Source organism: Paraburkholderia sabiae, from assembly GCF_030412785.1.
Lineage (GTDB): Bacteria > Pseudomonadota > Gammaproteobacteria > Burkholderiales > Burkholderiaceae > Paraburkholderia > Paraburkholderia sabiae.
The window spans coordinates 1,681,153-1,703,690 of record NZ_CP125295.1; the positions used below are offsets into that span (position 1 = coordinate 1,681,153).

Below are 22,538 nucleotides of genomic sequence, written 5' to 3' on the forward strand. Positions count from 1 at the left end.
AAGAGCCCGAAAAACAGTAACAGGTTTGAACTGAAGAGTTTGATCCTGGCTCAGATTGAACGCTGGCGGCATGCCTTACACATGCAAGTCGGACGGCAGCGCGGGGGCAACCCTGGCGGCGAGTGGCGAACGGGTGAGTAATACATCGGAACGTGTCCTGGAGTGGGGGATAGCCCGGCGAAAGCCGGATTAATACCGCATACGCTCGGGAGAGGAAAGCGGGGGATCTTCGGACCTCGCGCTCAAGGGGCGGCCGATGGCAGATTAGCTAGTTGGTGGGGTAAAGGCCTACCAAGGCGACGATCTGTAGCTGGTCTGAGAGGACGACCAGCCACACTGGGACTGAGACACGGCCCAGACTCCTACGGGAGGCAGCAGTGGGGAATTTTGGACAATGGGGGCAACCCTGATCCAGCAATGCCGCGTGTGTGAAGAAGGCCTTCGGGTTGTAAAGCACTTTTGTCCGGAAAGAAAACTTCGTCCCTAATACGGGTGGAGGATGACGGTACCGGAAGAATAAGCACCGGCTAACTACGTGCCAGCAGCCGCGGTAATACGTAGGGTGCGAGCGTTAATCGGAATTACTGGGCGTAAAGCGTGCGCAGGCGGTTCGCTAAGACCGATGTGAAATCCCCGGGCTTAACCTGGGAACTGCATTGGTGACTGGCGGGCTAGAGTATGGCAGAGGGGGGTAGAATTCCACGTGTAGCAGTGAAATGCGTAGAGATGTGGAGGAATACCGATGGCGAAGGCAGCCCCCTGGGCCAATACTGACGCTCATGCACGAAAGCGTGGGGAGCAAACAGGATTAGATACCCTGGTAGTCCACGCCCTAAACGATGTCAACTAGTTGTCGGGTCTTCATTGACTTGGTAACGTAGCTAACGCGTGAAGTTGACCGCCTGGGGAGTACGGTCGCAAGATTAAAACTCAAAGGAATTGACGGGGACCCGCACAAGCGGTGGATGATGTGGATTAATTCGATGCAACGCGAAAAACCTTACCTACCCTTGACATGTACGGAATCCTGCTGAGAGGTGGGAGTGCCCGAAAGGGAGCCGTAACACAGGTGCTGCATGGCTGTCGTCAGCTCGTGTCGTGAGATGTTGGGTTAAGTCCCGCAACGAGCGCAACCCTTGTCCCTAGTTGCTACGCAAGAGCACTCTAGGGAGACTGCCGGTGACAAACCGGAGGAAGGTGGGGATGACGTCAAGTCCTCATGGCCCTTATGGGTAGGGCTTCACACGTCATACAATGGTCGGAACAGAGGGTTGCCAAGCCGCGAGGTGGAGCCAATCCCAGAAAACCGATCGTAGTCCGGATCGCAGTCTGCAACTCGACTGCGTGAAGCTGGAATCGCTAGTAATCGCGGATCAGCATGCCGCGGTGAATACGTTCCCGGGTCTTGTACACACCGCCCGTCACACCATGGGAGTGGGTTTTACCAGAAGTGGCTAGTCTAACCGCAAGGAGGACGGTCACCACGGTAGGATTCATGACTGGGGTGAAGTCGTAACAAGGTAGCCGTATCGGAAGGTGCGGCTGGATCACCTCCTTTCCAGAGCTAGCGTTTCAAAGTTGAGCGCTCACACTTGTCGGCTGTTGTTTGAAGACAGGCTCAGGGGTCTGTAGCTCAGTCGGTTAGAGCACCGTCTTGATAAGGCGGGGGTCGATGGTTCGAATCCATCCAGACCCACCAACGCCTTGTCTGGTGTGGTGATGATAACCCGCTGACATTCCTCTGTGCGCTGTATGACTGGGGGATTAGCTCAGCTGGGAGAGCACCTGCTTTGCAAGCAGGGGGTCGTCGGTTCGATCCCGTCATCCTCCACCAATTCCCAATGCACAGTGTTCTGCTGAAGCAGAAGACTTCGCATTGGCAATTGAGCCAGTCAGAGCGGTATCTGGCAGTAGCGGATATCGGCTGTCGTTCTTTAACAATCAGGAAGAAGTAGTAAAGAGATTCACGAAAGTGTACTTAGAGATGGGTGCATGAGTAGGTGAATCAGGGTTGTGATTGTATCGAAAGTATTTTTGAGTTCATCGAAAGACGAACCTGGAATACGGCACAACGCGAAAACTCAACCTGTAGCGGATGATCTTGCAGTGAGCAATCATTGGGAGACACACCCGTTATAGGGTCAAGCGAACAAGTGCATGTGGTGGATGCCTTGGCGATCACAGGCGATGAAGGACGCGGTAGCCTGCGAAAAGCGGAGGGGAGCTGGCAAACGAGCTTTGATCCTCCGATATCCGAATGGGGAAACCCGGCCCGAATGGGTCACCCGCAGCTGAATACATAGGCTGTGTGGAGCGAACGCGGTGAACTGAAACATCTAAGTAACCGCAGGAAAAGAAATCAACCGAGATTCCCAAAGTAGTGGCGAGCGAAATGGGACCAGCCTGTACTCTTTATCTTCGTTGTTAGCCAAACGCTCTGGAAAGTGCGGCCATAGTGGGTGATAGCCCCGTAGGCGAAAACAGCGAGGAAGAACTAGGTGTACGACAAGTAGGGCGGGACACGTGAAATCCTGTCTGAAGATGGGGGGACCATCCTCCAAGGCTAAATACTCGTGATCGACCGATAGTGAACCAGTACCGTGAGGGAAAGGCGAAAAGAACCCCGGGAGGGGAGTGAAACAGATCCTGAAACCGCATGCATACAAACAGTCGGAGCCTCGCAAGGGGTGACGGCGTACCTTTTGTATAATGGGTCAGCGACTTACATTCAGTGGCGAGCTTAACCGATTAGGGCAGGCGTAGCGAAAGCGAGTCCGAACAGGGCGATTCAGTCGCTGGGTGTAGACCCGAAACCAGGTGATCTATCCATGGCCAGGATGAAGGTGCGGTAACACGTACTGGAGGTCCGAACCCACTAACGTTGAAAAGTTAGGGGATGAGCTGTGGATAGGGGTGAAAGGCTAAACAAACCTGGAAATAGCTGGTTCTCTCCGAAAACTATTTAGGTAGTGCCTCGTGTATCACCTTCGGGGGTAGAGCACTGTCATGGTTGATGGGTCCATTGCGGATTACGTCGCCATAGCAAACTCCGAATACCGAAGAGTGCAATCACGGGAGACAGACATCGGGTGCTAACGTCCGGTGTCAAGAGGGAAACAACCCAGACCGCCAGCTAAGGTCCCCAAATATGGCTAAGTGGGAAACGAAGTGGGAAGGCTAAAACAGTCAGGAGGTTGGCTTAGAAGCAGCCACCCTTTAAAGAAAGCGTAATAGCTCACTGATCGAGTCGTCCTGCGCGGAAGATGTAACGGGGCTAAGCCATATACCGAAGCTGCGGATGCACATTTATGTGCATGGTAGGAGAGCGTTCCGTAAGCCTGCGAAGGTGCGTTGAAAAGCGTGCTGGAGGTATCGGAAGTGCGAATGCTGACATGAGTAGCGATAAAGGGGGTGAAAGGCCCCCTCGCCGTAAGCCCAAGGTTTCCTACGCAACGTTCATCGGCGTAGGGTGAGTCGGCCCCTAAGGCGAGGCAGAAATGCGTAGCTGATGGGAAGCAGGTCAATATTCCTGCACCAGTGTGAAATGCGATGGGGGGACGGATCGCGGAAGGTTGTCCGGGTGTTGGAAGTCCCGGTCGCTGCGTTGGAGAAGGTGCTCTGGCAAATCCGGGCACGGGATTCAAGGGCGTGGCGCGAGCTCCTTCGGGAGCGAAGCAATCGGAAGGGGTTCCAGGAAAAGCCTCTAAGCTTCAGTTTCACATTGACCGTACCGCAAACCGACACAGGTGGGCGAGATGAGTATTCTAAGGCGCTTGAGAGAACTCGGGAGAAGGAACTCGGCAAATTGGTACCGTAACTTCGGGATAAGGTACGCCCCTGTAGCTTGACGCCCCTGCGGGCGAAGGGTGAAGGGGTTGCAATAAACTGGTGGCTGCGACTGTTTAATAAAAACACAGCACTCTGCAAACACGAAAGTGGACGTATAGGGTGTGACGCCTGCCCGGTGCCGGAAGATTAAATGATGGGGTGCAAGCTCTTGATTGAAGTCCCGGTAAACGGCGGCCGTAACTATAACGGTCCTAAGGTAGCGAAATTCCTTGTCGGGTAAGTTCCGACCTGCACGAATGGCGTAACGATGGCCACACTGTCTCCTCCCGAGACTCAGCGAAGTTGAAGTGTTTGTGATGATGCAATCTCCCCGCGGCTAGACGGAAAGACCCCATGAACCTTTACTGTAGCTTTGCATTGGACTTTGAACCGATCTGTGTAGGATAGGTGGGAGGCTATGAAGCGGGAACGCCAGTTTCCGTGGAGCCGTCCTTGAAATACCACCCTGGTTTGTTTGAGGTTCTAACCTTGGCCCGTGATCCGGGTCGGGGACAGTGCATGGTGGGCAGTTTGACTGGGGCGGTCTCCTCCCAAAGTGTAACGGAGGAGTACGAAGGTACGCTAGGTACGGTCGGAAATCGTGCTGATAGTGCAATGGCATAAGCGTGCTTAACTGCGAGACCGACAAGTCGAGCAGGTGCGAAAGCAGGTCATAGTGATCCGGTGGTTCTGTATGGAAGGGCCATCGCTCAACGGATAAAAGGTACTCTGGGGATAACAGGCTGATACCGCCCAAGAGTTCATATCGACGGCGGTGTTTGGCACCTCGATGTCGGCTCATCTCATCCTGGGGCTGTAGCCGGTCCCAAGGGTATGGCTGTTCGCCATTTAAAGAGGTACGTGAGCTGGGTTTAAAACGTCGTGAGACAGTTTGGTCCCTATCTGCCGTGGGCGCTGGATATTTGAAGGGGGCTGCTCCTAGTACGAGAGGACCGGAGTGGACGAACCTCTGGTGTACCGGTTGTCACGCCAGTGGCATCGCCGGGTAGCTATGTTCGGAAGAGATAACCGCTGAAAGCATCTAAGCGGGAAACTCGCCTTAAGATGAGATATCCCCGGGGCTTCGAGCCCCTTGAAGGGTCGTTCAAGACCAGGACGTTGATAGGTCAGGTGTGGAAGCGCAGTAATGCGTTAAGCTAACTGATACTAATTGCCCGTAAGGCTTGATCCTATAACAGGTGTGTGTCGGCAGCCGTTAGTGCTTCAGCACTTATGGATGCCCCACCCTGCGCTGCGCGCAGGGTCTCGGAAGCACACTCAGGTTTGAGATCGATGTTGTGCCAACATAAACAACACATCCCACACTCTTTACGCTTCTTCCAGATTGGCTGTGGCGCCAGGTTGACTCCAACCCGCGCGACGCAGCAACCCGTCATGCCTGATGACCATAGCGAGTCGGTACCACCCCTTCCCATCCCGAACAGGACCGTGAAACGACTCCACGCCGATGATAGTGCGGATTGCCCGTGTGAAAGTAGGTAATCGTCAGGCTCCTTACCCAGACAAGACCCCGCCCTCAAAAGCGGGGTCTTGGCGTTTGTACACGCCAATTTAGCGCCACGCTCTCCAGCATCGGTCGCGAACTTTTCGCATTAAGTCCAACCTCAGTCTTCCCCATCAGACACTGCACATCGCAAACGGCATCCGTTGATGCAGCGACACACGCTCGTTCTCGCAAAAAGCGCGGCTGGCGCCTCAACACAAAAACCACGAACCACCGGCCGCACGTTCCCAAGTCAATCCTTCACTTGCTGCCCAGCAATCCCCACTTCACTAGCATGTAGCGCATCGCTGATCGCATCCTCCCGTCCGACTTCGCCTAACAGCGCGACATCCCGAGCAATAACCTGCGGCAAATGCGTCCGCAAAAACTCGACCCAAGTCCTCGTCTTCGCATCGATGAACTTACGCGACGGATACAGCGCATAAACATTCATCTTCTGCAGCGTGTACTCTGGCAGCACGCGCACGAGTGATCCCGTCCGCAATCCATCGATGGCCGCGTACAGCGGCAACATACCAATTCCCATACCTTCACGTATCGCCACGATCAGCGATTCGGCGATATTCACCTGCACCGGCCCATTCACATTCAGCACTTCGTTGCCGTTAGGGCCTTCGAGCGTCCACTCGCTGGTGGGAAACGCGGGCGTCTTCAGCAGCAGACAATCGTGATGAAGCAGGTCGGCAGGGGTTTTGGGCGCATCGTGAGCATGGATGTACGCAGGCGATGCGCACAGAATGCTGAACGTTGTCCCAAGAAGAAGCGACACGAGATCAGAGTTCGGCAACGTCGACGCACCCACGACAGCCACATCCGCGCTGCCCTCAAACAGATCCGGCAACTGCTGCGAGAGCGTCAGCTCGACGGCCACTTCGGGATACAGCGCGCGATATCGCGAAATCGCCGGCAACACGTAATGCTGCCCAATGCTCGCAAAACTATGCATGCGCAGCACGCCCGCTGGACGCTCATGCGCGCCACTCGCTTCTTCCTCCGCATTATCGATATCAGCAAGAATCAGCTGACATCGCTTCAGATATCTCTCACCAGCTGTCGTCAGTGCTAAGCGCCGCGTCGAGCGATTCAGCAGACGCGTCCGCAAATGGGCCTCGAGTTCTGAAACCGCACGCGACATCGCGCCCGTCGTCGTATTGAGCGATTGCGCCGCGCCCGTGAAGCTGCCCGCTTCGACGACGCGCACGAACACCCTCATATTTTGTAACGTATCCATCGATCCTTCTTGATCGGCATCAAACCGTTATTGTCCGCCTGTCGGGGGCCGCCATTGTTGAGCGATATGGAAGGGACGTTCCCGACGCCTCCCATTAATTCCCGCATCGGCGGCTCCTACAATCGGCGCCTTCAGGATAGGCATGTGTGAGTTCGGCCCCCGCATTCCTCCGACAACAACCCCGCGGGGTATTAGTCCATGAAACGCCAGCATGCGATCAAGCAAGCGTCTTCCGATACTTTCGGATGGAGCACTAGCATTCCGCGCGCGATCGTCGATGCCGGCAAGGACTGGGCAACGACCGACGGCCTCATCTGGCTTCATCTCTTCAAGACCGTGACGGCCGCGTTGCTCGCGCTGGGAATCGCGATGCTGTTCGAACTGCAGCAACCGCGCACCGCGATGACGACCGTGTTCGTCTTGATGCAGCCGTTCAGCGGCATGGTGCTCGCGAAGAGTTTCTATCGGATCGTCGGGACGTTCGTCGGCATGCTGGCCGCGCTGTTGCTGGGCGCGCTGTTCGCGCAGCAGCCCGAGCTGTACATGCTCGGCATCACGGTGTGGATGGGGGCTTGCGTGGCGGCGGCGGTCCGGTATCGGCATTTTCGGTGGTACGGCTTCGTGCTGGCTGGCTACACGGCGGCGCTGATCGGCATTCCGACCGTGATGGAACCGAATGGCCTGTTTCTCGCTGCGTTGACGCGTGCTGCCGAAGTGGCCATCGGCATCGTCTGTTCGGCTGCCGTCAGCGCGTTGATCGTGCCGCGCCGCTCCAGCCTCGCGCTGCAAAACGCGCTGCAATCGAGGCATCTCAATTTTAGTGCGTTCGCCGTGAAAGTGCTGGACGGGGCCGTCGAGCGCGGCGCTTCGGAGCGCTATTTCGCGGATCTCGTCGACGAAGTGGTCGGCTTCGAGGCGACGCGCGCATTCGCCGCGTTCGAAGATCCCGGCATGCGCTCGCGAAGTCAGGTGCTTGCAAGGCTGAACCACGAATTCATGGATGTCTGTGCGCGCCTGCATGCGCTGCATCAATTGAGAAAGCGCTTGCGAGGCAACGCCGCGACTCAAGTCGAACAGGCCACGTCGCCGTATTTTCACGAGCTTTCGCAATTGCTCGGTGCGCACAAAGAGCGTCGCTTCGATTCCTCCGATGCCGCGCGCGTCGCAATCAGACTCAAGAGCTTCCAGGCGACGTTGCCCGCGAGAATGCGCGCCACGCGACGTCCGCTGGAATCTGCCGAGCCGCAATGTCTGCCCGATTTCGATACGGCGGGCGAATTGCTGTACCGCTTCATCGTCGAGTTCATTCGGTATATCGACAACTACGCGTCGCTGGAGACCAATCACAATCCGGCGCGTGAGCGTCCCGCCGTGCGCTACGTCAGCCGCACGAACGGCTTCGTAGTGGCGGGCACGTTCGCGCGCACGGCGGCTGTCGTTGGAACTGTGAGCGCGTTCTGGATCGCGACGAACTGGCCGAGCGGCGGCATGGCCGTGATCGGCGCGGCGCTTACGTGCGCGCTGACATCGTCGGCGCCGAATCCTGTGAAGCTCGCGTTGCAGATGGCCGTGGGCGCGGCGTGCGCGACGGTCGCCGGCTATCTCGTCACGTGTTATCTGTACCCCGCCATCGACGGCTTTCCGCTGCTTTGCGCGATGCTCGCGCCCTTGCTCGCGGCGGGCACCTTCTTCGCGTCGCGGACGAAAACGGCCGGCTACGGCGTGGGCTTCACCGTGTTTTTCTGTCTGCTCGCCGCACCCGACAACGTCGTCGTCTACGCGCCCGATCTGCTGGTCAACAACGGCGTCGCGATCGTCGTCGCGATGCTCGTCACGGCCGTCGGTTCGGCGATCGTTTTCCCTGTACAGATGCCGTGGCTGACCGCGCGGATCGAAGGCGACCTGCGCAGCCAGATCACGCTCGCCTGCACGGCGCCGTTGACGGGCCTCGCGCAGCGCTTCCAGTCGAGCACGCACGATCTGATGCATCAACTGCGCATGCTGTTGCCCAAGCGCTCGCGACGGCATCGTCGGGCGCTCCGATGGATGCTGGTCACACTCGAAGTCGGCCATGCAACGATCGACCTGCGCAGCGAAATCGAGCGCGCAACCTATGCAGGCGATCTGCATTCCCGCTGGAAGCCATCGCTCGATCGCGTCACGCGCGATCTCGCCGAACTTTTCGAGCGTCCCGACAAGGCGCATGCGGACCGTACGCAGATCTCGGTGCGCGCGGCGATGCGCGTGGTGCAGCAAGTGCTTGAAACCGTACACACGGATCGCGACAGACGGCACGACCAGCAACGCATCCTGAGTTGCCTGCATTTCATCCGCACGGCGTTACTCGACAAAGACGCGCCGTTCGACGCGCGCTGATCTTGCTGCAACCAGGAAGAATCACTTCCAGCCGCCCCTCTTAATCCGCGCCGATCCCAGTCCTATAGTCGAATCACTGCTTACGCAGTCTTTGAAACCACCGGAGAGATTGAAATGAAAGCGCTGAAGTTGGTCCTGATTGCCTGTTCGTTGTCCGCCGCGGCCCTTGCGCACGCGCAGACGGCGCCGGCGGACGAAAGCGCGCAGCTGGTTGCCCAGGCGAACGCGGCTCGCGTCGCTCAACCCGAAGCGCAGCGTCCCGCCGCGAAACCGGCGAAGAAGGCCAATGAGTGTGTCGGTCCCGTGAGCTACTGCGTGATGTATTTCGGTAGCTGATCAGAGCGACATCGCGCGGTCATCCTGAGTGGCATCAAGGGATAAAGCGGAATCGGGCGACAGCCGCACGACGCACACCGACAACAAGACGTGCGCTTCGGCTGCCGCCAGCGAGACATCGGAGAGACTTTCATTCATGTACGAAGACCGGATTCGTTGTGCCGCGTTGCGCGGCAAGATCACCTCGGCGGCGCAGGCAGCGCTGCTCATTAACGACGGCATGCGCGTCGGCGCGAGCGGCTTCACGCGTGCGGGCGATGCGAAAGCGGTGCCCGTCGCGCTCGCCGAGCGCGCGCGCGCCGAAGGCAAGCCGCTGCGGATCACGCTGATGACGGGCGCTTCGCTCGGCCATGGCGTCGACAGTCTGTTGACGGACGCGGGCGTGCTCGCGCGCCGTCTGCCGTTTCAGGTCGACAGCACGTTGCGCAAGGCGATCAATCGCGGCGACGTGATGTTCGTTGACCAGCATCTGTCGGAGACGGTCGAAATGCTGCGCGCCGGTCAACTCGGCAAGCTCGACGTCGCGATCATCGAGGCGGTTGCGATCACGGAGACGGGCGGCATCGTGCCGACCACATCCGTCGGCAATTCGGCGAGCTTCGCGATTCTCGCCGACAAGGTGATCGTCGAAATCAATCTGGCGCAGCCGCTCGCGCTCGAAGGGTTGCACGACATCTGGATTCCCGGCCGCCGTCCGCATCGCGATCCGCTGCCCGTCGTGCGTCCGAGCGACCGCGTCGGCACGACCGCGATCGAGATTCCTCCGGAGAAGATCGCCGCGATCGTCATCACGGACAAGCCTGACAGCCCGTCGACTGCGCTGCCCGCCGACGAAGACACGGCATTGATCGCTGGCCATCTGATCGAGTTCTTGCAGCACGAAGTCACGCGCGGACGCATGCCGTCGCCGCTGCCTCCGTTGCAGGCGGGCATCGGTACGATTGCGAACGCGGTGCTGGCCGGTTTCGCCGACTCGCCGTTCGAACCGTTTTCGATCTATTCGGAAGTGCTGCAGGATTCGACCTTCGATCTGATGGACGCCGGCAAGGTCACGTTCGCGTCGGGCGCGTCGATCACGTTGACGGAGAAGCGCCAGGCGCAGGTGTTCGGCGGTCTCGCGCGTTACCGCGACCGTCTCGTGCTGCGTCCGCAGGAAGTCAGCAATCACCCGGAAGTGATCCGGCGTCTCGGTCTGATCGCGCTGAACACGGCGCTCGAATTCGACATCTACGGCAACGTGAACTCGACGCATGTGGGCGGCACGCACATGATGAACGGCATCGGCGGATCGGGCGATTTCGCGCGCAATGCGTCGTGCGCGATCTTCGCGACGAAATCGATCGCGAAGGACGGCGCGATTTCGAGCGTCGTGCCGATGGTGCCGCACGTCGACCATAACGAACACGACGTCGATATCGTCGTGACGGAAATCGGTCTTGCCGATCTGCGCGGACTGGCGCCGCGCGAACGGGCGTCGCTGATTATCGACCGGTGCGTGCATCCGCTCTATCGCGATCTGCTGCGCGACTACTATCGCGATGCGCTGCGCTTCGGCGGCCAGACGCCGCACGTGCTGCGCGAAGCGTTCGCCTGGCACGCGCGCTTTCAGGAAACGGGATCGATGCTGCCCGAGCAAAAGCTCACGGCGTGATGCAATGAAATGACGCGCGGTCGTGTATCAGGCGCCGCTGCCGACCAGACGCAAACGCGTGATTTCCGACGGCGCGCCCAGACGCTTGGGTGGTCCCCAATATCCGGTGCCGCGGCTCGTATAAACCCACAGGTTATCGAGCCGCGCGAGCCCGGCCACGAACGGCTGCTGCAGACGCACCGCAAAATTCCACGGAAAGAACTGGCCGCCATGCGTGTGGCCGGACAGCTGCAGCGTGAAACCCGCATCGGCGGCGGCTTCCGCCGAGCGCGGCTGATGCGCGAGCAGCACCTTGATCAGCACATCGCCGGGCGCGCCTTCGAGCGCCGCCGCAGGGTCGCTCTCGTGCGCGGGATCGAAATGACCTGCCGAATAATCGGTGACGCCCGCAATGACCGCCTGCGCGCCATCGTGCTCGACGACGACATGCTCGTTGAGCAGCACATGCAGGCCGAGCCGCTGAAACTCGGCGATCCACGCATCGGCGCCCGAATAGTATTCGTGATTCCCCGTCACCAGATACGCGCCGTGCCGCGCGCTCAGCCGAGATAACGGCCGCGTGTGATCGGCGAGATGCTCGACGCTGCCGTCCACTACATCGCCTGTGACCGCGATCAGATCGGGTTCCAGCCGATTCACCGCATCGACGATGGCATCGACATAACCGCGCTTGATGGTCGGGCCGACGTGAATATCGCTGATCTGCACGATCGTGAAGCCGTTCAGTTCGCGCGGCAGATCGTCGATCGGCACGTCGATCGACACGACACGCGCACGCCGCCGCGCATTGAAAAAGCCGATGGCCGTCGACAGCAGCGCGAGCAGCGGGACCGCGATCGCACTGTCGATGACCCAGCGCGCCGGGTCCACGGCTTGCGGCGTGATCGCATGAACGATGAGCACGGCGAGTAGCACAAGCTCGCGCACGAAGGTCAGCACGAGCAGCGACGAAAACAGACCCAGGGCGATTAGCCCGGCCCACGCGAGCCGGTCGCCGAGCGGCTGCCGCTCAATCGAACGCGCAATCATGCCGACGGGAATCAGCAACACCGACAGCACGAGCCACAGCGCGCACAGCGCTTTCACGGCGGCGTCGACAGGCAGCTCGGGAATGATCCGGATGCCGACATACACGTGCAGCAGGATGCCGATGATGATGATCCGGATGAAGAACGATAGGCGGCGCATAGATGGGAGCGGGGCGCCGATGGCGCGCGGAAGGTGAGTCGCGGAAAGCGCACGCCGGTAGAAGAGCGGCGGCCAGTCATTCTACAAGTACTTCCGCGCGCTTGCCTGAAGCGGTCGGGCAAGGCGCTGCGCGGCCTGTATCGGACACGTTGCGGTGCAGCAGATAAAGCATCAGAAGTTCTTCGTCATGCCGATTAAATGTCTATTAAATGGCTATTGAATTGGGCATCCGAACGGACTATTCTGAAGTTGAGCGTGACTGCCGGACGCAGGCCTCGCGTCCCGTTTCCGCTCTGCCGGGTCGCGGGACACTCCCGGCAAGCGCGCTTGATAGCCAACCCGGCTAGCGGTCAGGGGGAGACGAACGATGAAAACGACAAGATTCACACATCGCGAGCATCACATCGGCCACGAAGGCAGTCATGTGATGTTGCCTATGGTCGTGCTGTCGCTGATGGCGCTCGGCGTCTACTACGGCGTGCGGTACATCGACTTTTCCGAACTCGGGCGCACGGCGCTTTTCTACGTGGTGATGGTGTTCGTCGCGCTCGGCGTAGCGGGACTGTTCGGCGTGGTCGCCGCGTGGCTGCGCTCGCGCGGCGACGAGGCGGAAGAGGGTTTTTGCTTCGTCGGCGCGTTGATCGGCGCGATCGTGTTTTACGTTGCGATGATGACGGGCTGAGGTTGCGTCGTCGAACGAAAAGCACGGATCGCCGCGCCCGCGATGAGAATGAAACAGCAATCCGCGCGAGTGACGCGCAAGCACGGCGCGTCGGATAATAAGCGCTGGTCCCTGTGAAAGAGAGTGTCGCGAGTGGCTCCGCTCGCGATCGCAAGGCGATGTCCGCCGATCTGTTCGACGATTTGCCGACGCCCGATGTGGCGTGGTTCCCCGACTGGCTTTCCGCCGATGCCGCTGCGCAACTGCTGGCGCGCATCGTCGCGGAAGTCGCCTGGCAGCAGGATTCGATGTTCACGCCGGCTGGAAAAGTGCCGTTGCCGCGGCTCACTGCATGGCAAGGCGAGCCCGATGCCGTGTATGTGTACTCGGGCATCCGCAACGTGCCGTCGGCGTGGACGCCCGCGGTCGCCGAACTGAGAGCCGCCGTCGAAGCGACGTGCAACGCGCCGTTCAACAGCGTGCTGCTCAACCGCTATCGCAGCGGCGCCGACAGCATGGGCTGGCACGCGGACCGCGAGCCCGAACTCGGCAACGAACCGGTGATCGCGTCGGTGAGCCTCGGCTCGGCGCGCCGCTTCGATCTGCAGCACAACAAGACACGCGTCGTGCAGTCGTATCAGTTGAAGGGCGGCAGCCTGCTCGTGATGCGGGGACGCACGCAGGCCGAATGGCGGCATCGCGTGCCCAAAGAGCCGAAAGTGCAGGGCGAACGCGTGAACCTGACGTTCCGCTTCGTGACGCCGCGTTGATTCACGCGATTCACAGGCCGGTTTGCTACGCGCGCATTAAAAATTTAAGAAATTTATGCGCATAAGGAATCGGTTTCAGCCAACCGATTCGAGGCGTCGCTGGATAGTCGGCGCGAGCCGTTCGAAGGGCAAAGTGCTCGCCGCGATCGCCGCCATCTCCGGATACTGCTCGCGGACGATATCCGTCAGCACTTGGCCGGGCGGCGCTTCGACGAACACCTTTGCGCCCATTTCGACCATCACGGTCAACGCGTCGAACCAGCGGACCGTGTAGCGCATGTTGGTGGCGAGATCGTCACGCACGGCCTCCGCTGTGTAGAGCGCACGGCCGCCGCGATTGCCGATGTAGCCGCTCGACGGCGCGCGAAACGGCACGCTGCGCGCGTAGTCGATCAGCGCGTCGGCGGCTGCGGCGAGCAGTTCGCAATGCGACGGCACGCTGACGGCGAGCCGCGTCGCCTTGCGCGCACCAGATGCGAGCGCGCGTGCGTTGAACGCATCGAGCGCGCTATCCGAGCCTGCGACGACAATCTGACGCGGCGCGTTCACATTGCCGACGTAGACGCGTTCATGCGATTCATGCGCTTGCGCATCGGCGAGCTGTTCGATTTCGTGTTCGGTGAGTCCAGCAATCGCGGACAGGCCGTAGCCATGCGGATACGCGGTCTCCATCAGTTCGGCGCGCTTGCGTACCATGCGCAGCGCGTCGGCGAATGCGATCGCGCCGCAACTTACGGCTGCTGCGTAAGCGCCCACGGACAGTCCCGCGCTCAGTTCAGGCGGGAGGCCTTCTGCCGCAAGCGCACGCTGCATAGCGACACCTGCGATCAGCAGCCCCGTCTGCACGGCGACCGTCGATTCGAGCGCTGCGTGCGTATCGAGCGTGAGCACGTCAATGCCGAGCACGTCGGACGCTTCTTCGAGTGTCGATTGAATGGCGGAATGCGTGCCGAGTCGATGCAAAAAGCCCTCGGATTGCGCGCCCTGACCGGGGAAAAGATAAGCGAGCATTACAGACACGTTTGCGCAGAAGACATCGCCCACGGATCCGCAACGAGTTGCGGGCCGTTCGCATGCCGCGCCATCACGCGAGCTTTGCGTAACGCATATTCGGTAAGCGCCACGCCGCCCGCGGGCGTTTCGAGTTGTGCATCGATGCGCACGCCTGTGCGTGCTGCATGCTGATCGAGCGCGGTCTGGATTCGTGAGGCATCGTCGAGAGTCAAATGATTCGGCATCCGTATCAACAGATCGAGATCGCTGGTTGTGGTGACAGTCGGCGTGCCCGTTGCAAGTTCGAAACCGCTGCTTCCAGTCGGACCCCAGGTGAATGAATCGAAGCACGAGGCATCGCGACGCAGAGCATCCAACGCGACGAAGACTGGCAACGCGGCACGCTCTTTCGCAAGCTCAGAAGCCCTCGACAACAACGCTTCAGGCCTGAAAACAGCCTCGATATCTTCGCTGCGCGCCCACGTCCCATACCGCTCGTTGCGCGCCGCGCCGCGCACGCCAATCGCCAAAAATCCCGCCGCCGCCTGCGCCCGCCGCACGACGACGAACGGCGCGCGCGCGAATGCATCGCGGACCCACGCCGGTTCGTTGTCAAACGTTTCGAGCCGTCGCACGCGCAAAATGTCATGCGCGTGCCAGCGTGTATCGCAGCCTAAGAGCACGTCCGGGGACGCAAACGGCGCGGCAGCGCACACTCGCATCACGCAGCGTCCCACTGTTCGGCGAGCCGCCGCCGCACTTCGATCGACGCCGCACGCGACTTCTTCGCCGTCTCCGATTCGAGCCGCCGCGACAGTCCGCGCGTCGTATCCGAGCGCGCGCCACGCACGGCCTCGGCGAGCACACCGCGCACGCGTTCGATCTGCGCGTCCGTCGGCGCATCGGCATCGACGCCTTCGATCAGCGTGTCGAGCAAGCCGAGCTTCGCGAACGACGCCATCGAGTACGACATCGGTGTGATCGTTTCGCCGAGCTTGTCGAGATCTTCGACTGTGCGGCGCGTGACGCGCGCGGCGGCTTCCTTGCCCATCGCGTGCACCATCGTGCCGGGCGCGTCGAGCGCGACGATCCGGTTCGCCTGATAGCCGTGCGCGAGGAACGCGCCCGACATCGCCGGTCCGACGATCAGCGCCACGACAGGATGCCCAGCGTCGCGAGCACTCGCATACGCATCGACGGCCGCTGCGCACGCCAGATGAATACCGAGCGTCTCTTCGCGATAGCCATACGCCTGACTCTTCACATCGACGATCGCGACGACAGGGCGCTTGTGTTCCGACGACGCATCCTTTGCCACCGCCGCGCGCACGGCTTCGGCGAGCTTCCATCCCTGTTCGAGTCCGACGACGTTGTCGCGCGCGCGTGGGAATCGATTGTCCGCGTCGGGCACGACCGAAAAGAAACTCGCCGTTTCGCCGCCCAGCGATGCCTCGCCGGACCACACAGGCGCATCCGTCGACGTCTCGCCTGCCAACGCCTCGAACCAGCGCATGCCGCGCGTGTCTGCCGTGCCGCTCATGATTGCTCCTTGCTCGTTGCCTTGAAGACGTCGCGTATCGTTTGCGGCGTGACGTCGGCGGGATCGATACGCGCGAGCCGCTCCAGATACGCGCTCACCTGTTCCGTGCGAGGCGTCGATACGCCGTGCGCGAACGCCGCGCGAATCGCGTCGCGCACGGCATGCGCGTCGTCGTCGACGAGCGCATCGGCGAGTCCTGTCGCCACGCGCTGTTCGCCGCCGATCATCTGCCACACGCGGCGGCGGTCGCTCGAATCGAGTTCTTCGATACCCGCTTCCTGTTCGATCACTTCGGGGCCGTTCATGCCGAGGCGTCCCTGTTTCGTCGCGATCAGATACGAGCACAGTCCCGCCGCGAGCGACATCCCGCCGAAGCAGCCGACCATCCCCGCGACCACGCCGACCACGGGCACGTAGCGCCGCAACGCGACGATGGCCGCCTGCATCTCGGCGATCACGGCGAGCCCGAGATTCGCTTCCTGCAGACGCACGCCGCCTGTTTCGAACAGCACGACGGGCCGCACGATCTTGCCGCGCTCGCAGTCGCGCAGCGCGAGTTCGAGCGCCGCCGCGATCTTGCTGCCCGACACCTCGCCGATACTGCCGCCCTGGAACGCCGATTCGATCGCGGCGATCACGGCCGGCTGGCCGTCGATCGTGCCGCGCGCGATCACCGCGCCGTCGTCTGCCTGGCAGACGATGCCCTGCAGCGGCAGCCACGGCGACTCGATGCGGTCGAACGGACCGAGCAGTTCGCGGAACGTGCCTTCGTCGAGCAGCGCGCGGGCGCGCTCGCGCGCCGTCAGTTCGATAAAGCTGTCGCGCAGTGTGGGCGCGTGCTGAAGTGTTGCCGTGCTCATGAGCCTGCTCCCTGATCCGCCGCTTCGACGGCTTCCGCGAGCCGCAGCGCCACGACGCCGGGCGTCGCGCCGAAGTCGTTGATCTCGATCTGCGCCGCGCCGTCGAAGCGCGTGAAAAAGCGGTCGAGGACGCTCTTCCAGATATGTCCGTAGCCGTCGACGCTGGTGCGCACAGTCACGGTCGCTTTCATCGCATCGGCGGGCGCGAGAAGCACTTCGAGGTCGCCGGATCCGACGACGCCCACATGCGCGCGCGTCGTGATCGCGCGTTGCGCCGGATAGTCGAATGTCATCTGTTCCATCAGTTTCAGCTCCCGCTGGCCGCGTGATGCGCCAGCTTGTCGATGAAGAGAGTGGCGGCGAGCAGATCGGCTGCGCCGCCGGGAGAAGCGTTGAGCGTGAGCAGGGCGCTTTCCAGCGCGTCGAATGCAACGCGTCCCGCTGCCGTCGACATGCCGCCCGCCGCGAGCACGGCGCGCGCGCCGCGTTGACCCGCGCGCAGTCCGTCGAGACCCGCGCGATGCAGCAGGCAGGTGTCGTCGAGCGACGCCATGATCGCGAGCAGCGTGTCGACGCGCGCGGCGTTTTCGCCGATACCTTTTGCGCGCGCCGCATGCAGCGCGGGCAGCCCGACGCCGATCACATGCGGAAAGCCGTCCTGCGCTTCCTGACGCGCACCGCCCACATTGAACCGCTGACGCACGCGCTCGCCGTGGCTGTCGGCGGGCGCGGCGAAGCGGTCGGGAAAGCAGGCGATCTGCGCGGCCAGTTTGCAGACGCGCGCGACATCGGATTGCGCTTGCGAATGCAGTTCAGGCGCTGTGTTCGACACGATCGACGCGCCCGCGACCAGCAGGCCGACGATCCAGATCGCGCCGCGATGCGCATTGCTGCCGTCTGTCGCGCGCATCATGTCCTGTTCGCCCGCTCGGCCGATTTGCGCGAGTTCCGTGCGCAGCGTCATCGACGGCGTGCGTCCTCGAGACGCGCGAGCAAGCGCCGCGAACGTCGGTTCGAGCGCGCGCGCCGAACGCAGCATCAACGGCAAGTCGAGATCGCGATGCGCACCGCTCCCGCGCCCGTCGACGAGCGCGGGCTTCGGCGTGAGTTGCGCTTCTTCGATCAGCGAGTCGACGGCGAAGCGGGCAAGCGCGGCGTCCGACAGACGCGTGAAGCCGCGCACATGCGCATGCTCGAACGTGCCCGCGTCGCGCGGGATGGCATAGGGAAGGGCCATCGCATCACCAGCTGCGGAAGCGTGCCGGCGGCGCATACAGTCCGCCCGACCACGTGACGAGATCGTCGATGCTGCGCGCCGCAAGCAGCGAGCGCTTCGCTTCGCCGCGCCGGATGCCGAGGTCTTCCGGATACGCGACGATGCCGCGCCGACGCAACTCCGCCGTCTTTTCTGGCTTCGCGCGCAAGCCGATCGGCGTCACGCCCGCGACGGCGGCAATCGCGGCGCGCCGTTCGTCGATACCTTCCGCCTTGTGCAGATGCGCGATGCCTTCTTCAGTCACGACATGGCTGACGTCGTCGCCGTAGATCATCACGGGCGCGATGGGCATGCCGCTCTTCGCGCCGACGGCGACGGCATCGAGCTCATCGACGAAAGTCGGCTCGCCGCCTTTCTTGTACGTTTCGGCCAGCTGCACGACCAGCTTCTTGCCGCGCGACACGGCGCCCTGATCCTTCAGCAGCTTGAGCCAGGCTTCGCTCGAATGACGACGGCCGCGCGGATCGTGGCCCATGTTCGGCGCACCGCCGAAGCCAGCGAGCCGCCCGCGCGTCACCGTCGACGAATTGGCGTCGCCGTCGATCTGCAGCGTCGAGCCAATGAACAGATCGACGCCGTATTGCCCGGCCAACTGACACAGCACGCGATTCGAGCGCAGCGTGCCGTCATTGCCCGTGAAGAACACATCGGGACGCGCCTCGATATACGCTTCCATGCCGACTTCGCTGCCGAAGCAATGCACGCTGTCGACCCAGCCCGATTCGATCGCGGGAATCAGCGTGGGATGCGGATTGAGCGTCCAGTTGCGGCAGATCTTGCCCTTGAGTCCGAGCGATTCACCGTACGTGGGCAGCAGCAGTTCGATCGCGGCCGTGTCGAACCCGATGCCGTGATTCAGCGACGTCACGCCATACGGCTCGTAGATGCCCTTGATGACCATCATCGCGGTCAGCACCTGCAAATCGCCGATGTGACGCGGATCGCGCGTGAACAGCGGCTCGACGGCGAACGGGCGGTCGGCCTGCACGACGACATCGACCCACGACGCGGGAATATCCACACGCGGTAGTTCATCGACGATCTCGTTCACCTGGACGATCACGATGCCGTGCCGGAACGCGGCGGCTTCGGCGATGGTCGGCGTGTCTTCCGTGTTCGGACCGGTGTAGAGATTGCCGTGACGGTCGGCTTTTTCCGCACACAGCAGCGCGACGTTCGGCGTGAGGTCGACGAACATGCGCGCATACAGTTCGACGTACGTATAAATGGCGCCGATCTCCAGCTGGCCGTCTTCGAGCAGCTGCGCGACGCGCAGACTCTGCGGACCGGCGAACGCAAAATCGACCTTGTGCGCGATGTTCTTTTCGAAGAGCGTCAGATGCTCAGGGCGGCTGATGCTCGAAATCAGCAGATGCACGTCGTGCACTTTCTGCGGATCGACTTTCGCGAACGAGCGCGAGAGGAAGTCCGCCTGCTTCTGGTTGTCGCCTTCGAGCGCGACGCGATCGCCGGGGCGAATCAGCGTTTCGAGCGCATCGATGATGCGGTTCGTCGGCAGGATGCCGTCTTCGAGCCACGGCTCGATGGCGGCGAGCCTGCGGCGTTTCTCGTCGCGTTTTGTGGTCCAGGAGCGTTGCGCAGAGGGGTTTGCCTGCGCTCCCATCGACTGTGCCAATTCCAGTCTGGCTGACTCGACTCGCTGATTCATCGGTGCTTCAACTCCCGATAGTGGTTGGAGTGCGCGCCGGCCGTCCGCGCTTTCTGCGCGGCGCGGCCGCGGCGGCTTCCGCCTGCGCGCGTTCCGTCAAGAAACGATAGACCAGTTCGCCCGTGCCCAGCAGGTGAGCCGAGATGAGCGACTGCGCGGTGGCGATGTCCTTGCGCTCGACGGCGGCCAGGATCGCCAGGTGTTCTGCGTCGGACTCGCCTTTGTACGCGGGCAAGCCGAATTTCAATCTGAGGTAGCGCTCGCCGCGCCGGTGCAGCGCCGCGATCATTTCGGCGAGTTGCGGACGGTTGGCGGGCGCGTACAGACACGTGTGGAACGCCTCGTTGCGCGCCACGTAGAGGGCAGGGTCCGGCTCGCTCTCGGCGGCTTTGCACAACGCGGCTGCTTCGCGCAGCGACTCGGGCGTGTGATTCGGAATCGCCAGCGAGATCGCGAGGCTTTCGAGCGCCGAACGGATCTCGTAGATCTCGCGCGCTTCGGCGGGGGTGAGCCGCGCGACGCTCGCGCCCTTGTTCAGCTCGACCTTCACCCAGCCTTCGCTTTCCAGCTGCCGCAACGCCTCGCGCACGGGAATCGCGCTGACCGAAAAGTGCCGCGCGATCGCGTCCTGGCGCAGCGGCGCGCCGGGCTCCAGCGTCCCTTCGACGATCGCCGAACGCAGCGCCTCCGCGATCACACGCGACGTGCTGGGCCGCGGCTCGTGCGCCGTGGGCAGCAGGGGCGAGGACGCCTGCGAGGCGCCGGCCAGGGGAAAACCATCGGTTGCGTTGTTCATGACATCAAATATTATATATAAAAACGAACAATTTCTAGCGGGACAAACCCGGGGCTTTCGTAAAGGCACGGCGCTATTGCGCTTCCTCTCTCACACATGCGGCAGCCCGCATGCCAGGGGAGCGGCTGTGTCCGACGTTCACCCATCCAACCGTAGCACTTGGAGGAGCAGGAGCATGATGAATTCATCGATTTCGGACAGTGCGGGTATCGCGCGGCGCAAGACGCCGCTGAACCGCTCGCAGATAGCGGGCTTCTGGGGTGCATGGGCGGGGTGGACGCTGGACGGCATGGACTCGTTCATTTACGCGCTGGTGTTGACGCCGGCGCTCACCGAATTGCTGCCGCGCTCGGGTTATGCGGCGACGCCCGCGAACGTCGGCCTGGCCGGTTCGATCCTGTTTGCGCTGTTCCTCGTGGGATGGGGGCTGTCGTTCATCTGGGGGCCGCTGGCGGACCGCTTTGGCCGCACGCGCGTGCTGGCGGGCACCATTTTCACGTTCGCGATCTTCACGGGGCTGTCGGCGACGGCGCACAACGTGTGGGAGCTAGGGATCTATCGCTTCATTGCGGGCGTGGGTATCGGCGGCGAGTGGGCGCTGGCGGGCACGTACGTCGCGGAAGCGTGGCCGGAGGATCGCCGGAAGATGGGCGCGGGCTATCTGCAGACGGGCTACTACGCGGGCTTCTTTCTGGCGGCGGCGCTCAACTTCACGATCGGCGTTCACTTCGGCTGGCGCGCGATGTTCCTGACGGGCGCGGTACCCGTGGTGATCGCGATTCTGATTTTGACGCGCGTGAAGGAATCGGAGAAATGGCAGAAGGCGGAAGCGCGCGACGTGGTGCATGTGAAGCCGATGCGCGAGATTTTCGGGCCGACGTATCGTCGTCGCACGTGGGTGATGTGCGCGCTGCTGACGATTGCGATTATCGGTTTGTGGGCGGGCGCGGTGTATGAGCCGTCGGCGGTGATCCAGCTTGCGACGCGCGCGGGTATGGCGAAGCCTGAAGCGACGAAGATGGCATCGATGGCGACGGGGCTGCTGTCGATCGGCACGATACTCGGATGTCTTGCGTTGCCGCCGCTTGCTGAGCGGATTGGGCGGAAGAAGACGCTTGCTATTTATTTTGGCGGGATGGCTGTGGCGATTGTTGGTAGCTTTGGTTGGGCGTTTTATTTGCCCAATGGGCTGGCTCCTTTTATTGCCTGGTTGTTTGTGCTTGGGTTCTTTGGTGGCAATTTTGCGCTGTTTAGTTTGTGGTTGCCTGAGTTGTTCGAAACCCGTGTGCGGGCGACTGCTTTTGCTTTTTGTACTTCGTTTGGGCGGTTTGTCGGGGCAGGGGTTAATTTTCTGCTCGGTGCGGCTGTGTTGAGTATGCATACGCTTGGGGTGCCTGTCGCGCTCACCGCGATCGCTTTTGTTGCTGGGTTGTTTGTTATTCCGTTTGCTAAGGAGACTAAAGGGGAGGTTTTGCCGCAGTAAGTTTTTTTTGCTGCGCTGGCATCCGCGTTGTCGTTTCGGTTTGCCAGCGTTGCCCCTGTGCGGGGCGGCACCTACTTTTCTTTGCCGCGGCAAAGAAAAGTAGGCAAAAGAAAGCCGCTTTTGAACCTACGGTGCCCGCCAGGATAACGCTACGGCACACGGTCTTTGAGCGGTCGCGCAGTGACGCAAACACTCCGTAGAAAGCCCGCAGTCAGGCGCGCGCGGCGCGAAAGTTGACATCCACCTGGGGCACATTCGGTCAGCACGTTTTTTTTGCATTGCCGTCAGTTGATTGCGGCGGTATGTGCTCCAGACTGTGTGGGGGCTTTTCGCGCCGTGCGCGGTTGACTGCGGG

Annotated in this window: 16 protein-coding genes, 2 tRNA genes and 3 rRNA genes; 11 read left to right on the forward strand and 10 right to left on the reverse strand. The window is 61.6% G+C overall.

The annotated features are described in order from the left end of the window. Positions 1-27 precede the first annotated feature (27 nt). The 5 genes from QEN71_RS07575 (at position 28) to rrf (ending at position 5,340) form a co-directional block, all read left to right on the forward strand. Positions 28-1,558 (forward strand): 16S ribosomal RNA (locus QEN71_RS07575). A gap of 64 nt (positions 1,559-1,622) precedes the next feature. Continuing rightward, a tRNA-Ile gene (locus tag QEN71_RS07580) sits at positions 1,623-1,699 on the forward strand. 59 nt (positions 1,700-1,758) lie between these two features. Beyond that, positions 1,759-1,834, forward strand: a tRNA-Ala gene (locus tag QEN71_RS07585). A 305-nt stretch (positions 1,835-2,139) separates the two neighbouring features. Then, positions 2,140-5,020: ribosomal RNA gene (locus QEN71_RS07590) — 23S ribosomal RNA — on the forward strand. A 206-nt stretch (positions 5,021-5,226) separates the two neighbouring features. Further along, a 5S ribosomal RNA gene (rrf, locus tag QEN71_RS07595) occupies positions 5,227-5,340 on the forward strand. Together the 16S, 23S and 5S rRNA genes with 2 tRNA genes alongside form the textbook arrangement of a ribosomal RNA operon. A 245-nt stretch (positions 5,341-5,585) precedes the next feature. On the opposite strand, the gene QEN71_RS07600 is transcribed toward rrf, so the two are convergent. Beyond that, entirely contained in the window at positions 5,586-6,584 is a 999-nt protein-coding gene (locus QEN71_RS07600) for a LysR family transcriptional regulator (protein WP_201658725.1), read from the reverse strand. Positions 6,585-6,782: 198 nt separating this feature from the next. On the opposite strand from QEN71_RS07600, the gene QEN71_RS07605 reads away from it, so the two are divergent. From QEN71_RS07605 to QEN71_RS07615, 3 genes are all read left to right on the forward strand, one after another. Further along, a complete protein-coding gene (locus QEN71_RS07605) occupies positions 6,783-8,960 on the forward strand; it encodes an FUSC family protein (protein ID WP_201658722.1) in 2,178 nt (725 codons plus the stop codon). Positions 8,961-9,074: 114 nt separating this feature from the next. Further along, on the forward strand, positions 9,075-9,296 hold the full coding sequence (locus tag QEN71_RS07610) for a hypothetical protein (protein WP_201658719.1): 222 nt from the start codon (positions 9,075-9,077) through the stop codon (positions 9,294-9,296). Between the two features lie 136 nt (positions 9,297-9,432). Beyond that, positions 9,433-10,947, forward strand: a complete 1,515-nt coding sequence (locus QEN71_RS07615; protein WP_201658756.1) for an acetyl-CoA hydrolase/transferase family protein — start codon at positions 9,433-9,435, stop codon at positions 10,945-10,947. Positions 10,948-10,974: 27 nt separating this feature from the next. On the opposite strand, the gene QEN71_RS07620 is transcribed toward QEN71_RS07615, so the two are convergent. Further along, positions 10,975-12,135 (reverse strand): metallophosphoesterase, encoded by a 1,161-nt coding sequence (locus QEN71_RS07620; RefSeq protein WP_201658716.1) that lies wholly within the window; start codon positions 12,133-12,135, stop codon positions 10,975-10,977. Positions 12,136-12,502: 367 nt separating this feature from the next. Between QEN71_RS07620 and QEN71_RS07625 the strand changes: the two genes are divergently transcribed. Then, a complete protein-coding gene (locus tag QEN71_RS07625; protein ID WP_201658713.1) occupies positions 12,503-12,817 on the forward strand; it encodes a hypothetical protein in 315 nt (104 codons plus the stop codon). A gap of 158 nt (positions 12,818-12,975) precedes the next feature. Then, positions 12,976-13,566, forward strand: a complete 591-nt coding sequence (locus tag QEN71_RS07630) for an alpha-ketoglutarate-dependent dioxygenase AlkB family protein (RefSeq protein WP_201658753.1) — start codon at positions 12,976-12,978, stop codon at positions 13,564-13,566. 75 nt (positions 13,567-13,641) lie between these two features. Here the strand turns inward: QEN71_RS07630 and mdcH are convergent, their stop codons facing one another. From mdcH to QEN71_RS07670, 8 genes are read right to left on the reverse strand one after another with little or no spacing between them, the layout of a single operon-like run. Then, positions 13,642-14,577 carry a malonate decarboxylase subunit epsilon gene (gene mdcH / locus QEN71_RS07635; RefSeq protein ID WP_201658710.1) on the reverse strand — a complete coding sequence of 312 codons (936 nt, stop codon included), beginning with the start codon at positions 14,575-14,577 and terminating at the stop codon, positions 13,642-13,644. After that, positions 14,577-15,281, reverse strand: a complete 705-nt coding sequence (locus QEN71_RS07640; RefSeq protein WP_201658707.1) for a malonate decarboxylase holo-ACP synthase — start codon at positions 15,279-15,281, stop codon at positions 14,577-14,579. The genes mdcH and QEN71_RS07640 overlap by 1 nt, the downstream gene beginning before the upstream one ends. Continuing rightward, a complete protein-coding gene (mdcE, locus tag QEN71_RS07645; RefSeq protein ID WP_201658704.1) occupies positions 15,281-16,099 on the reverse strand; it encodes a biotin-independent malonate decarboxylase subunit gamma in 819 nt (272 codons plus the stop codon). The genes QEN71_RS07640 and mdcE overlap by 1 nt, the downstream gene beginning before the upstream one ends. Continuing rightward, a complete protein-coding gene (locus tag QEN71_RS07650; RefSeq protein WP_201658702.1) occupies positions 16,096-16,959 on the reverse strand; it encodes a biotin-independent malonate decarboxylase subunit beta in 864 nt (287 codons plus the stop codon). The genes mdcE and QEN71_RS07650 overlap by 4 nt, the downstream gene beginning before the upstream one ends. Then, entirely contained in the window at positions 16,956-17,261 is a 306-nt protein-coding gene (locus QEN71_RS07655; RefSeq protein ID WP_201658699.1) for a malonate decarboxylase subunit delta, read from the reverse strand. The genes QEN71_RS07650 and QEN71_RS07655 overlap by 4 nt, the downstream gene beginning before the upstream one ends. Before the next feature lie 5 nt (positions 17,262-17,266). After that, a complete protein-coding gene (locus tag QEN71_RS07660) occupies positions 17,267-18,196 on the reverse strand; it encodes a triphosphoribosyl-dephospho-CoA synthase (RefSeq protein WP_201658696.1) in 930 nt (309 codons plus the stop codon). A gap of 4 nt (positions 18,197-18,200) precedes the next feature. Beyond that, positions 18,201-19,859, reverse strand: a complete 1,659-nt coding sequence (mdcA, locus tag QEN71_RS07665; RefSeq protein WP_201658693.1) for a malonate decarboxylase subunit alpha — start codon at positions 19,857-19,859, stop codon at positions 18,201-18,203. 52 nt (positions 19,860-19,911) lie between these two features. After that, positions 19,912-20,700 (reverse strand): GntR family transcriptional regulator, encoded by a 789-nt coding sequence (locus QEN71_RS07670; RefSeq protein ID WP_201658690.1) that lies wholly within the window; start codon positions 20,698-20,700, stop codon positions 19,912-19,914. A gap of 175 nt (positions 20,701-20,875) precedes the next feature. Between QEN71_RS07670 and QEN71_RS07675 the strand changes: the two genes are divergently transcribed. Continuing rightward, the gene (locus QEN71_RS07675) at positions 20,876-22,183 is read left to right on the forward strand and encodes an MFS transporter (protein WP_377791711.1); all 1,308 of its coding nucleotides are present in this window, start codon (positions 20,876-20,878) and stop codon (positions 22,181-22,183) included. Positions 22,184-22,538 lie beyond the last annotated feature (355 nt).

Excerpts from the sequence above, each read along its gene's own strand:
- QEN71_RS07600 (WP_201658725.1), bottom strand. The coding sequence starts at position 6,584 with ATGGATACGTTACAAAATATGAGGGTGTTCGTGCGCGTCGTCGAAGCG.
- QEN71_RS07610 (WP_201658719.1), top strand. The coding sequence starts at position 9,075 with ATGAAAGCGCTGAAGTTGGTCCTGATTGCCTGTTCGTTGTCCGCCGCG.
- mdcH (WP_201658710.1), bottom strand. The coding sequence starts at position 14,577 with ATGCTCGCTTATCTTTTCCCCGGTCAGGGCGCGCAATCCGAGGGCTTT.
- QEN71_RS07650 (WP_201658702.1), bottom strand. The coding sequence starts at position 16,959 with ATGAGCACGGCAACACTTCAGCACGCGCCCACACTGCGCGACAGCTTT.
- QEN71_RS07625 (WP_201658713.1), top strand. The coding sequence starts at position 12,503 with ATGAAAACGACAAGATTCACACATCGCGAGCATCACATCGGCCACGAA.
- mdcA (WP_201658693.1), bottom strand. The coding sequence starts at position 19,859 with ATGGGAGCGCAGGCAAACCCCTCTGCGCAACGCTCCTGGACCACAAAA.
- QEN71_RS07630 (WP_201658753.1), top strand. The coding sequence starts at position 12,976 with ATGTCCGCCGATCTGTTCGACGATTTGCCGACGCCCGATGTGGCGTGG.
- QEN71_RS07640 (WP_201658707.1), bottom strand. The coding sequence starts at position 15,281 with ATGCGAGTGTGCGCTGCCGCGCCGTTTGCGTCCCCGGACGTGCTCTTA.
- QEN71_RS07605 (WP_201658722.1), top strand. The coding sequence starts at position 6,783 with ATGAAACGCCAGCATGCGATCAAGCAAGCGTCTTCCGATACTTTCGGA.
- QEN71_RS07615 (WP_201658756.1), top strand. The coding sequence starts at position 9,433 with ATGTACGAAGACCGGATTCGTTGTGCCGCGTTGCGCGGCAAGATCACC.
- QEN71_RS07670 (WP_201658690.1), bottom strand. The coding sequence starts at position 20,700 with ATGAACAACGCAACCGATGGTTTTCCCCTGGCCGGCGCCTCGCAGGCG.
- QEN71_RS07675 (WP_377791711.1), top strand. The coding sequence starts at position 20,876 with ATGATGAATTCATCGATTTCGGACAGTGCGGGTATCGCGCGGCGCAAG.
- mdcE (WP_201658704.1), bottom strand. The coding sequence starts at position 16,099 with ATGAGCGGCACGGCAGACACGCGCGGCATGCGCTGGTTCGAGGCGTTG.
- QEN71_RS07660 (WP_201658696.1), bottom strand. The coding sequence starts at position 18,196 with ATGGCCCTTCCCTATGCCATCCCGCGCGACGCGGGCACGTTCGAGCAT.
- QEN71_RS07655 (WP_201658699.1), bottom strand. The coding sequence starts at position 17,261 with ATGGAACAGATGACATTCGACTATCCGGCGCAACGCGCGATCACGACG.
- QEN71_RS07620 (WP_201658716.1), bottom strand. The coding sequence starts at position 12,135 with ATGCGCCGCCTATCGTTCTTCATCCGGATCATCATCATCGGCATCCTG.